This is a genomic window from Pedobacter sp. Bi27 (assembly GCF_918698255.1).
GTDB lineage: Bacteria > Bacteroidota > Bacteroidia > Sphingobacteriales > Sphingobacteriaceae > Pedobacter.
On the sequence record NZ_CAKKMW010000010.1, the window covers coordinates 16754 to 29351 of the forward strand.

The 12598-nt window shown below is 41.0% G+C and carries 7 protein-coding genes; 6 read left to right on the plus strand and 1 reads right to left on the minus strand.

From position 1 onward, the window contains the following. The first annotated feature begins 219 nt into the window (after positions 1–219). Both LQ227_RS23760 and LQ227_RS23765 read left to right on the plus strand, forming a co-directional pair. Positions 220–1176 carry a hypothetical protein gene (locus LQ227_RS23760; protein WP_230151460.1) on the plus strand — a complete coding sequence of 319 codons (957 nt, stop codon included), beginning with the start codon at positions 220–222 and terminating at the stop codon, positions 1174–1176. Positions 1177–1178: 2 nt separating this feature from the next. Further along, on the plus strand, positions 1179–2063 hold the full coding sequence (locus tag LQ227_RS23765) for a hypothetical protein (RefSeq protein ID WP_230146166.1): 885 nt from the start codon (positions 1179–1181) through the stop codon (positions 2061–2063). Positions 2064–2305: 242 nt separating this feature from the next. Here LQ227_RS23765 and LQ227_RS23770 read toward each other — a convergent pair whose 3' ends face one another. Beyond that, positions 2306–4003, minus strand: coding sequence for a cellulase family glycosylhydrolase (locus LQ227_RS23770; protein WP_230151463.1), 1698 nt, complete (start codon positions 4001–4003; stop codon positions 2306–2308). Between the two features lie 979 nt (positions 4004–4982). On the opposite strand from LQ227_RS23770, the gene LQ227_RS23775 reads away from it, so the two are divergent. The 4 genes from LQ227_RS23775 (at position 4983) to LQ227_RS23790 (ending at position 12564) form a co-directional block, all read left to right on the plus strand. Beyond that, complete coding sequence (locus tag LQ227_RS23775) at positions 4983–8153, plus strand: TonB-dependent receptor (protein ID WP_230146168.1); 3171 nt, start codon at positions 4983–4985, stop codon at positions 8151–8153. Between the two features lie 11 nt (positions 8154–8164). Further along, complete coding sequence (locus tag LQ227_RS23780; RefSeq protein ID WP_230151466.1) at positions 8165–9745, plus strand: RagB/SusD family nutrient uptake outer membrane protein; 1581 nt, start codon at positions 8165–8167, stop codon at positions 9743–9745. A 32-nt stretch (positions 9746–9777) separates the two neighbouring features. Beyond that, positions 9778–10992, plus strand: a complete 1215-nt coding sequence (locus tag LQ227_RS23785) for a glycan-binding surface protein (protein WP_230151468.1) — start codon at positions 9778–9780, stop codon at positions 10990–10992. Between the two features lie 93 nt (positions 10993–11085). Then, positions 11086–12564 carry a cellulase family glycosylhydrolase gene (locus tag LQ227_RS23790; protein WP_230151470.1) on the plus strand — a complete coding sequence of 493 codons (1479 nt, stop codon included), beginning with the start codon at positions 11086–11088 and terminating at the stop codon, positions 12562–12564. Positions 12565–12598 lie beyond the last annotated feature (34 nt).

Genomic DNA, 12598 nt, shown 5'->3' on the forward strand with positions numbered 1-12598 from the left:
TAATACATCATTTTTTCAATTTCATATTTGTGCATTAACTTGGAAGGTTTTTTCTAAAATAAAGCATTTTAATAAGCTTGGTAATGACATCGTGAAATAAAGTCATCACTCCAAAACATACGTTCGTCACTCGATATCGCACGTTCGTCAAAAAGATTTCTCTTTTTTGCTGATAGGTGATAGCTTGAGCATTAATTATAGATTAACTCAAGCCAAACCATGAAGATTAAATTTTTATCACTAGCATTAGTATTTATGAGCTGCTCTTCTGCAGTTTTTTCCCAACAAGTACTTGGAGATTTCACTAATACAGAAAACTTTGAATGGCCCAAAGTTATTTGGCAGCGGGATATCGCTGCAGGTTGGGATGAAGGACTTATTAAAACTTCACCATCTACTAGCGGTGTTGCCAGGAGTGGCTTTGGGATACACATGCACGAAAGTCGTCAGTTTAGTTTTTGGTCAACGAATCTTCAGCCGCTTTTAACTATTGAAGGAGGTTCCGGCAATACTTATATCAAAGGAAAGTTAGGTCTTGGAACCTATAATCCTCAGGCATTATTTGATATGGGGCAAACATTGGATGGTGGAAACCTGGGTATGGTGTTTGGCCGTATGACTGAGGGTAACAATGAAGGTAGCGGTACTTTTCTTGGTGTTAGGGGCTATGAAACTCAGAACGCTGCATACTCAGGTAAGGGGTTTTCTATTGAACATAATTTCTATGGGGTAACCAACAGCTCCATCAATTTTTACCGTGGATCGAGTCAATTTGGTGGTTTTATTACTTTTTCTACTAATAATAATACCGAACAGCTGAGGATAGATGGCTCAGGTAATGTGGGTATTGGCACAATATCTCCTAGAGAAAGGCTTTCTGTTAACGGAAACATCCGTGCCAAAGAAATTAAGGTAGAAGCCACCAATTGGCCTGATTTTGTTTTCAAGGAAGAGTACAAATTGCCATCCTTAAAGGAAGTTGAAAAGTATATCAAAGCAAACAAGCATCTTCCCGAAATACCTTCTGCAGCTGAAATAGAAAAAGACGGCGTTCAGCTGGGCGAAATGAACAGGTTACTTTTAAAGAAAATAGAAGAACTTACCCTTCATGTAATTAACCTGGATAAAAAAATGACTGCCTTAGAAGAGGAAAACAAAAACCTAAAGAAAAAATAGAAATGAGAAATAAAATAACTAAAATTTCGACTACGTTGATTTTATGCTTAGCTTTTACAGCGGCAGGGGCACAGAACTGGAATAAGTCAATATATATTGGCGGTGATGGTGTATCTGAATTAGGGAAATATATCGATTTTCATGAAAGTGATGGTGGTACTGAGGATTTTTCTTTAAGATTTTCAATTTTTGGAAATAGATTGATCTCTTCGGGTACATTTAGCATACCTGGGCTTGGTATCAATACCAATTCGTTTAACAATAACGAACTCCATATTTATGGCAGCTCACCCTCAGCTACAAATCTCATTCTATCGGCCAATTATGAGAACAGCTACCGATGGAAGTTCAAAACTACCGATAGGGGTAGTGCAATTGATCTCGATATTGTGGGAACAAACCAGGCAGATCAAGAAGAGCAGTTGATTAAGTTATCCCCATCATTTTCCGGCCGTCCTGAATTGAGTTTTATGAACGATTGGCTGGTGGTTAACAATGGTAATATTGGGATGGGTACGCTTACCCCGAACGAAAGATTATCCGTTAATGGGAATATCAGGGCGAGAGAAATAAAAGTTGAGGCTACCAATTGGCCAGACTATGTTTTTGGAGATAAGTATGCCATCATGCCACTTGATTCGCTCGAAGCTTATATAAAATCAGAAAAACATCTTCCTGAAATGCCAAGTGCAGCAATAGTGGAAAGTCAAGGCATTTCATTAGGCGAAATGAATAAAATGTTGTTAAAAAAGGTAGAAGAACTTACACTTCATTTAATCGAAAAAGATCACCAGATCAATAATCAACAAAAGAAGATGGATACCATGAACAATGATTTACAAGAAATAAAATTATTATTGAAAGATAAACTAAATGAAAAAAAGTAAAGAATTTTAAAGTTAACCTGTTTATTATCAAAAGGAAATGCTCTTTGAGAATATACAGGCCGGTGGATATGTTACCCGCCGAATCACTCACCTGTACTTTCTTAAACTCCCGGATAATCTTTTTATCCGGGAGTTTCATATTTGTTAGCCAATGTCTTGTTGCCCGCACCGCTTCATCATACGGCACATGGTAAAAAAGCACCATTGCTGAGCAACTGTATCAGATTATTGGCTCGTAAGGTTTATATTTTTAAAAATGCCCACTGCTGGTTACGTCCACCACTGTAAGACCATTGAACAGCTGTGCCACCGTTGTTGAGTGAAGATCCATTAATATCCAAAGCCTTTCCGCTATTTACATTAATGATCCTATAATATCCATTAGTGGTAATCTGAATTGACCATTTTTGATTTGCACCGCCACTGTAATCCCATAAAGCTGCCTGGCCGCCATCAGCAGTACTCCAGCCATTAATTTCTAAACACTTTCCGGTGGCATGCATTGGTGTTAACCTGTAATATCCACCTCCCACATCTTCCACCTTGAACTGCTGGTTTGCCCCCGCTACATAAGCCCATTGCTGAGCGGGTGTTTGATTGGCAGTACCCCATCCTCCAATCTCCAATGCCTTAAAACTGTATCTGTTTACAATCTGGTAAACCTGTCCCACCTGGATGGTTGAGGTTGTGTTATTTTGCGCGCCCTGCACCACCGCGGCAAGGCCTTGCTGATCAGCAACTCCATTTGTCTGCCTGTCAATGATTCTGAATGCATTGTTTCCACTTGATCCATCGTCGAAATAAAATGGAAGTAAGCCGTTTAAGAGTGCCTGATGGGTAACATGATTGATATAGTATGCCCTGCTGGCCAGATGCAGTGTCAACGCATCTCCAGAAAGCGTTGTCGACCGCCGGATTGCTCCATATTCTCCCAAAATAACCGGAATGCCCTTATCAATATATTTGGTCTTCATCAGCGAAAAATCTGCTCCGGCATTTGATTCTTCGCCAAAAGTGGCATTCCGTGAAGCATCAGTAGTAGAATGATAGCCATCTCCCCAATAATAAAACATATTGCCCCAACTTACATCCTGGGTAAGACCGGCAAAATTAAAGGGCGTATAATGGTGTACTTCAACCATCAGGCGATTGGCTGCAGGATCGGTGGGTAGGGTATTCATTAAATTATTGGTGTATTCAATGCTGGTTGTAGGTCCCTGGATAACCAACACCCTGTAACTATTTCGGCCACCAGTTGATCTGACCGCATTTACAAAGGTTTGATGATAGGAAAGCAGAACGCCCATTCCGGTAGCATCTGATACCGCAGGTTCATTAGCACTGGCAAACATAACATGTTCGTCAAAATCACGCATCTGCGTAGCAATCTGTTCCCAAAAGGCTTTTTGTAATGCATTAACCTGGGCCTGTTGGGCTGTGGTGCAGTTGTTCTCCAGCCAGCCTCCGTCCCAATGGATATTTAAGATTACATACAGGCCATCGTTAACACAGTATTGCACCACTTGCTTTACCCTATTTAGCCATGATTGCTGAAGTTCTGCTGTAGCACTGTTGGCCATGTATTGGTTCCATGAGCAAGGGATCCTAACGGCAGTAAAACCGCTTCTTTTCACCTGATCAATAAGCGCCTGGCTAACCATAGGATTGCCCCAGTTTGTTTCACCACCAATTGCCTCAAGTGTGTTGCCTATATTCCAGCCCAGTTTGAATTTTGCCGAAAGCTGCATCGCCGTGCTGTTTACTCCTGATTGGTCGGGTGGAAGAGGTGATAGATTATAACTTGGATAACTGGTTGCGGTTAAGGCCCTGGCAGTTGTTTTATTAGTTGTATCCGATTCTGGAACGGCAACTTCGGGCTTTTGGCATCTTGTTACTAAAAGAAACAGGAAGATGCCCAAAAGATATTTTAAGGTTCTCATATTTTTGTAGATGATTTGGTTAGTAAACTGAATTAGATTGATATTCGATCCAATAACAGCTAATAATAGGTTAAGCGACTAGCTTTTTTACAGATGGTTTTTTTATTGATCGGATAGGAAACCATCGGTGCAAGTGATGCGGTTAGCCTTCTTTTTTTACTGAGTTAATACAGGAAAGCAGTTTGTTACCATCGGTTGATATTGTGTTTTTTCGGTTTCCGATTGTCGGTACACTGACGGGCCACGTACTTTTCGACATTAGCCAGAGCCGCAGTCTTGTTGGTTCTAACAGCCTTGTTAGGTTGATGATTTTCATGCTCATAATTTGTTTTTTTGGTTAGATATGATTTATTAGTAGGCTGAAGCTGATAAACCTGCAACGGAGGCAATATTAATTCGAACCAGCAATCACGCTGATTATAAATTAAGTGCCGGTGCATGGGTTTATAGAATCTGCATGCCAACAATTAAAAGTAACTATAGGTAATTTGTACACGGGGCATATATGTTACTAAATAGGTAACAAATGTTGCCTGTTAATTTTAGTATTTTACAGGCAAGGGTTGCTTACAATTATCCGTTAAAACATAAATGGTTTAGGGGATGTATTTGACTTTAGTTAACATAATCATTTCAGGATAAAGCCTAAAAATTGATAAAATGTTACATAAGGGAGCGATGTTTTTATAAGGCAAAATTATCTTGTTTTTTAGTTATTTGTCTGTTTTTCAGCGCTTAACAGGTTTTTTGTTTAGCTTTCTTATCAAAATACAATCGATAGTTATGTAACAAAAATATCCTTCTTTGTATCATTTGAGGCATTCGTCAGTTTGACTTGAAACTATATTTGACTATTCAAAGCCACTTGTTAATGGCAGGCAATTAAGATCAGTGATCACGGAAGAATAAACTCATCTACGTTTGCTGTTCTAAGGGCTGCTGCTTAATAAGGGGCGAAACAAACCAAAATAAACCAAATATGAACCAAACAATTTCTATTCGGAAATTACCGGCTTTTTTGCTGGTGGTAATTTTCTTAGTGCTTCTGCACTTAAAAGGTTATGCCCAGGAGAGGCAGATTACAGGAAAGATCGTGGGGAACGACAATCCCGCACCATTGCGCGGAGCCACCGTGCTGCTCAAGGCTAAGAACACGGCTGTATCAACAAATGAACAGGGACAGTATTCTATAAGGGCAAATACTGGAGATGTACTCGTTTTCAAAATGATCGGTTTTCAATCACAGGAAATAATGATCGGTGATGGTAGTGTCATCAATGTTACCTTAAGGATCGAATCTACTAAACTGGATGAAGTTGTTGTTATTGGCTATGGTGATAAGTCCAGGGGTGATCTTACGGGATCTATATCTTCGATTTCTGGCAAGGAACTCCTTAGAACACAGCCAACAACTGTTGATCAGGCACTGCAGGGAAAAGTTCCCGGTGTTGTGGTTCAACAGATTTCCGGCCAGCCAGGTGGAGGTGTTTCTGTTCAGATCCGCGGACTATCGGGCTTTAGTAATAATCCTCCTTTATATGTAGTAGATGGTCTTCAGATCTTGCCTTCAACCGGAGATAAGGGTACAAATCCATTATCCAGTATCAATCCATCCGAAATCGCTTCAATAGATATTTTGAAGGATGCTTCAGCTACCGCTATTTATGGTGCACAGGCAACCAACGGTGTGGTAATCATCACTACTAAACGAGGGGTTTCTGGTCCTCCGGTAGTGAGCTACGATGGTTATGCAGGTGCCCAGGCGCTGCCCAAATACTATGAAGTAATGAACCTTAAGGAATATGCAACCTTTATGAATGACAAGGCTGCAATCATCGGTTATGATCTCAGACCGCAGTTTGCAAATCCGGCATACCTGGGCGTGGGAACTGATTGGCAAAAAGCCTTATTCAGGACCGCACTCATGCAAAATCATAATGTGGCCCTTACCGGAGGTGATGCCAGAACGAAATATTATCTTTCAGGAACTTATTTTTCTCAGGATGGAATTGCTTTGGGATCTGATTTCAGAAGGATCTCCAGCCGATTGAATCTGGATAACAAAACAACCGATTGGTTAAAAATGGGGGTGAGCCTGCAATTGGCCAATGTAAAAGAAAATGTAACTACATCTGGGTCAGGTGTAATCAGACAAGCGTTAAACCAAACGCCGGATGTAAACGTAATAAATCCAGATGGTACCTGGGGTGGCAATGATCCCAATATTTATGGCGCTACCGGATTCAATCCATTTGCTTTGGCGAAAATCGTAAAAGACCTTAAGAACCGTTACGAATTATTCGGAAATGCTTATGCAGAAATTCAGTTTGCCAAAGGACTTACCCTGCGCAATGAGATCTCAGGGAATTTTACAACGGCTACCGAAGATCAGTTTGATCCTATTTATACGATGGGCGCTTACACCAAAACCTCTAATTCGGCAACTTATTTTAGCGGAAAAAATACATTTTATTCCCTTACCAATTACCTAACCTATTCGCATTCTTTTGCCAACAAATATAACCTGAATGCAATGGTTGGGCACGAGTCTAAACTGTGGGATTATGAAAACGTATCGGCAAAGAGAACAAATTTTCCCAGCAATAATGTACAGGCCATAAATGGGGGTGATGCCACAACGGCAACCAACTCTGGCGATAAAGGACAAACAGCTGGAGAGTCCTATTTCGGTCGTATTGATTTTAAATACGATGATAAGTATAACGTTACGCTTAACGTCCGCAATGATGGGTCATCCAAATTTGCTGCTGATAACAGATGGGTGACCACTTATTCTGGTGCATTCGCCTGGAAAATAAAACAGGAAAAATTTCTTAAAGACGTAAAAGCGATCGATGATCTGAAACTTAGGATCGGATATGGTTTGCAGAATAATCAAAATATTCGTGATTATGCCTACGGCTCAACTTTAATGACTGTAGCAACATCATTATCGGGTAATTCGCAGTTGATTGCTACCAGTGGTAATCCCGATGTAAAATGGGAAACAACAAAAGGATATAATACCGGTTTGGATGTAAGTATACTGAACAGAAGGGTCGACTTTTCGATAGATGCATATTATAAAAGAACGGATAACTTATTGTTAAGCCTCACCTTACCATTATATTCAGGTATGGTTGATGCTACAGGCTATGCCCCGGGATCGATCCAGTCTCCTTATATCAATATCGGTTCTGTGAGTAATAAAGGAATTGAATTTTCCGTAACCACCCATAATATTAAATCTAAAAACTTCAACTGGAGAAGTAATCTGACATTTTCCCGTAACAACAATAAAATCCTCACCTTAAATACCGATGCTGCGGCACTATATGGTTATGCAGGTAACACGGCAATTACCAAATCAACTGTGGGCCGATCGATTGGGGAATATTATGGTTATGAAGCGCTTGGTACCTATAAAAATGCAGAAGATTTTAAAAAGTATCCTGCCTTGCCGCAAAAAGGAGGTCTTCCAATACCAATTACCAATGGTTCAGGAGGCGTATGGGTAGGTGATGTTATATTTAAGGATCAAAATAACGATGGCGTGATCGATGAAAGCGACCAGGTTTATCTAGGCTCGCCAATTCCGAAATTCCAGTTTGGAATAAACAACAGCTTTAATTATAAAAACTTCGACCTAAATATTTTTATGGCCGGCAATTATGGCAATAAACTTTATAACCAGGTAAGGGTAGATGCCGAAAACCCGAATCAGAATTTTGGATACTTTAGAAATGTGGGAGATTTTGCCCGCATCGGGTTAATTAATCCTGCCGGTTCTGCTGCTGATATCAACAACGTATATATTACCAATCCCGAAACCAGTATCACCAGAATCAGTCAGTCCAGCGGTAACGACAACCAACGTTTTTCGAGCAAATATATCGAAGATGGTTCTTTTATAAGGTGTAAAAGCATTACGCTGGGATATAATTTTAAAGAGAGCCTTTTATCTAAAATCCACCTGAAAAACTTGCGCCTGTATGCCCAGGTAACCAACGTATTTACAATTACAAAATATAACGGTTACGATCCTGAGATAGGTTCATGGAATCCCTTAGCAGCAGGTGTAGATAATGGATATTATGCGCAGCCACGTGTGTTTACTATTGGTGCCAACATCTCTATTTTAAACAACTAAGACCAAAAATTATGAAACATATTAAACTATACATACTCATTTTATTCGCCGCTACCACAATAATAAGCGGCTGTAAAAAAGACTTTCTGGATAGAGCGCCCTTGTCGCAAATAACAACAGATAATTTTTATAAGAGCGCTGCGGATTTAAGGCTTGCCACAGCTGCCATTTACGCGCAACCATGGAATGATTGGAACACTTTTCCTTTGCTTGGTATCGGCGACATTCTGAGCGGCAATATGTTGCAGCCTTATAATGCCGACCTTGCCCAGTTAACCTCCTTTGCGGTAACTAGCAATAATTCACAGATTGGTACATCTTGGCGCTGTTTTTATAAAATAGTGGCGCATTGTAACACCAATATTAAGGCAATCACTAATAAAGTACCAGATAGCGTATCCCTCAAAAGTAAAAATGGGGCGCTTGGCGAACTGAAGTTTTTGCGTGCCACTGCATATTTTCATTTGGCACAATTATGGGGAGCAGTACCCATCATTGAGGATAATGATAAATTAATACAAAATCCCCTGTTGCCACGTCACCGGCTGAGCGATGTTTACAAATTTATCATCAGCGACTTAAGGTTTGCCGCAGGCGCGTTGCCACCACGCGATCAGACGGGAAGGGTAACTACCTGGTCTGCCCAGGGTATGCTGGCCAAAGTATATTTAACAAAAGCTGGTATCAGCGGAAGCAGAAGCCAGTCAGATTTAGACAGTGCTGCATTTTTTGCTAAAAATGTGATCAATACCAGTGGATTAACCCTTTTGCCAAGTTATTACAACTTGTTCAGAACACAGTTTAATGATAACCAGGAATCACTTTTTGCCTTTCAGTGGGCACCTGGTGTAGGTTATGGAAATGGTAATGCGATCCAGACCCAGTTTGCACCCAGCGGAAGCATAGTTCCTCCTGGTGGAGGATGGGGCGGTGCCATTGGACCAACCGTTGATCTTGATACCTTATATACACCTCAGGATTCTATACGGCGCAAAGCGACTTTCATGCTTACAGGCGATCACTATCCCGAACTGAATGCTGCTGGCGGAGGATATACCGCAACCTCATGCAGTGTTAAAAAGCATATTGTTGGTACTGCCATCGATAATAATTCACCAACGATGGACATCTGGTCTTCTAGCGAACATAATGCGGTTTTACGCCTGGCCGATGTTTATCTGGTATATGTTGAGGCCTTACTAGGTACCAGTAGTTCAACTTCTGATGCAGAGGCATTGAGGGTTTTTAATATGGTAAGGAAAAGGGCTGGTGTTGATCCGGTAACAACAATTACTACAGAAACACTTAGAAATGAAAGAAGGATTGAGCTTGCATTTGAAGGGCAGTACTGGTTTGATCTGGTTCGCCTTTCATATTATAATCCACAAGGGGCTATTAACTTATTGAACAATCAGATTCAGAAGAAAACAAGAGTTCAGTTTGCTTATGATCCGGCTACAGGGAAGAAGACCAGAAATAACACTGGGATAGTGATTACTGCACCTACCATTGCAACCTTTACTTTGCCTATACCGGCCACAGAGATAACTGCCGATCCGAAATTATTGGATCCACCAGTGGCATATTATTAATTAGGACTAATTTATTTTTAATCAAAAAAGATATGAAAAATCTGTTAAACAGGGCCAATAGCCATTTGTTACTTATTTTAGTTGCAATAATATTTTTTGCAGTTCAAGGCTGTAAAAAAGATGCATCCTCATCATCATCATCAGGTCCGCCGGTTATTACAGGTGTACGTAATTATGTACCCAGTCCGGGCGATTCGCTCCTAACCAGAGTAGGAACCGGAAAATGGGTTGTAATTACAGGGAGTAACCTAAAAGGGGCACTCCAGATTTATTTTAACGGAGTAAAGGGCTCATTTAACGATGCTTGGTTTTCTGATACCAGTGCAATCGTATTAATGCCGGCAGTAATTCCATTCCCTTTGGTAGAGCCTTCGCAGCTTAATACCATACGTTTTGTAACTACAAAGGGCGAAACGACCTTTTCATTTCCGATCGTTGCTCCTGCACCCACGATTTCCGAAATATCAAATGAAAGCGCCAATCCCGGCGATAGCGTTACGATAAAAGGATTAAATTTCTTTTTTATTCAACGGGTGAGCTATGCGGGGGTAGAGGTTACGGGCTTTAAGGGCGCAAATGATGGTACCGCTATAAGTATGGCAGTTCCTGCAAGTGTTTCAACACCTGGGCCTGTTATTGTGACCACAAAATCGGGTACAGCCACCACCTTTTACAACGTTCATGATTTTACAACAGGTGTCTTAAATAACTATGATGGTATAAATACCTTTAGCTGGGGTTCCGATGTTTCGAACAGCGCTGTTAATTTCCCTGGGAATAATGGTAATTATGGGATATTAAAAGCCACAAATATCCCTGCTGGTAATGGAAGCTGGTGGGAAGGCGGACGTTCCATCAATACCAACGCTGTTCAATGGGTTCCTACAGCCAATTTGCAAGATACCCTGAACAAGTATTCATTAAAATTTGAAATAGCGGTTAAGAAGCCGTGGACCGATGGTTCCATTCAGATTGTTAAAGACTATACATTTACCTATTCTGCTTTTTATCGCCCTTGGAAAAATGCAAACGGGTCTAACGGTTCATTTAAAACAAATGGCTGGCAAACAGTCACTGTTCCATTATCGAACTTTTTAAAGAACGGACTGCCATCTCCAACCTTAACCGAGTTACTCGGTTCGACCGGAAACGGAGCAATCAACGTCACTTTTACCAATGATGGTTCAACGGTGGTCACCGATTTTGAAGCCGCTATTGATAATATCAGGATAGTAAAAACAAGATAAGCAATACCATCGGCCCGTAATTTTACGGGCCGGTATGCTTTAATTATAGTAACGAAGATTTTCTATCATCTTCGGAAGAAAATAAATAAACTTATGAGCCGCTTCGGAAATGTAAAAATAAAAGGATGCCTATATATGTTGGTATTGCTCGCCTTTAGCTTGCTTACCGCATATTGTAAAAAGAAAGAAGAAGTTCAACCCCAGCTCAACATTTCTACATCGGATGTTGCTTTTCTGCCTGATGGAGGCATCTCCAATATAACGGTTACCAGCAATGGTAAATGGAACACTAAAAACCCTGCCGATGTTTGGTTGCAGGTTAGCCAGACCGCAGGAAGTGAAGGAAATACTGAATTAAAGTTAACCGCAATGCCTAACCTTACAGGTGTTTCCCGTTCTGCGGTAATGGTGGTTAACTCGGATAACGGACAGGCCCGAAGGGTTACGATCTCGCAAACGAGCACGCTATATCCTTCCTATAATACATCGCCCAAAGCCCCTGACCAAACAGGTATGGGCAGCACAGCGGTACAACTGGCGGCGAAAATGAATTTGGGTCTGAATATTGGGAATACAATGGAAGCTCAGGGCGGCGAAACGGGTTGGGGTAACCCCCAGATTACCGAATCGTATGTGAAATTTGTAAAACAGACAGGTTTTAATGCCATACGCATTCCTTGCGCCTGGAACTGGAAACATTTGAGCGATGAGCAAAAGGCTACCATCGATCCTGCATGGCTTAACCGTGTTAAAGAAGTAATTAAATATTGTGTAGACAATGATATGTATGTGCTGCTGAATATCCACTGGGATGGGGGCTGGCTGGATCAGAATATCAACCAGGCGAAGAAAGATCTGGTTAATGCGAAACAAAAGGCCTTATGGGAGCAGATTGCTACAACCATGAGAGATTTTGATGAGCACCTGATGTTTGCCAGTGCAAATGAACCTCCTGCCGAAAATGCAGAACAGATGGCAATATTAAACAGTTACCACCAAACATTTATAAATACCGTTCGCGCTACAGGTGGCAGGAACAGCTATCGGGTGCTGGTTGTTCAGGGGCCAGGTACTGATTTCGAAAAAACAAATAATCTGATGAATACCCTTCCAACAGACCAGGTACCTAACCGCATGATGGTTGAAGTGCATAACTATACCCCATCTCAATTTACAATATTGCTTGATGGTGATGCCAGCTGGGGTAAAATGTTCTACTACTGGGGAACGGGGCATCATTCGGTTACCGATCCGAGCCGAAATGCAACCTGGGGTGAAGAAAATGAAGTATCAAGATTATATGCATTGATGAAAGCCAAGTTTGTCGATAAAGGAATTCCGGTAATACTGGGTGAATACGCAGCTTTCAGGAGAACAAATCCCAATTACCTGCCTTCAGATATGGCAAAACACAATGAGTCGATAGATTATTGGACAACTTATTCAACCCAACAGGCCATTAAATCTGGCCTTAAGCCATTCTTTTGGGAACAAGGCAGCGTTTTAGACCGTAGAAATAATAAAGTTCTCGATCAGGGGATCGTAAATGCCCTTATAGCCGGATCTAAATAAAAGCAGCTATAGTTATACATTAAGAAGTAATAAA

What these genes read in the sequence shown, in the direction of transcription:
- LQ227_RS23760 (WP_230151460.1), top strand. Translation starts at nt 220, where the DNA reads ATGAAGATTAAATTTTTATCACTAGCATTAGTATTTATGAGCTGCTCT.
- LQ227_RS23765 (WP_230146166.1), top strand. Translation starts at nt 1,179, where the DNA reads ATGAGAAATAAAATAACTAAAATTTCGACTACGTTGATTTTATGCTTA.
- LQ227_RS23770 (WP_230151463.1), bottom strand. Translation starts at nt 4,003, where the DNA reads ATGAGAACCTTAAAATATCTTTTGGGCATCTTCCTGTTTCTTTTAGTA.
- LQ227_RS23775 (WP_230146168.1), top strand. Translation starts at nt 4,983, where the DNA reads ATGAACCAAACAATTTCTATTCGGAAATTACCGGCTTTTTTGCTGGTG.
- LQ227_RS23780 (WP_230151466.1), top strand. Translation starts at nt 8,165, where the DNA reads ATGAAACATATTAAACTATACATACTCATTTTATTCGCCGCTACCACA.
- LQ227_RS23785 (WP_230151468.1), top strand. Translation starts at nt 9,778, where the DNA reads ATGAAAAATCTGTTAAACAGGGCCAATAGCCATTTGTTACTTATTTTA.
- LQ227_RS23790 (WP_230151470.1), top strand. Translation starts at nt 11,086, where the DNA reads ATGAGCCGCTTCGGAAATGTAAAAATAAAAGGATGCCTATATATGTTG.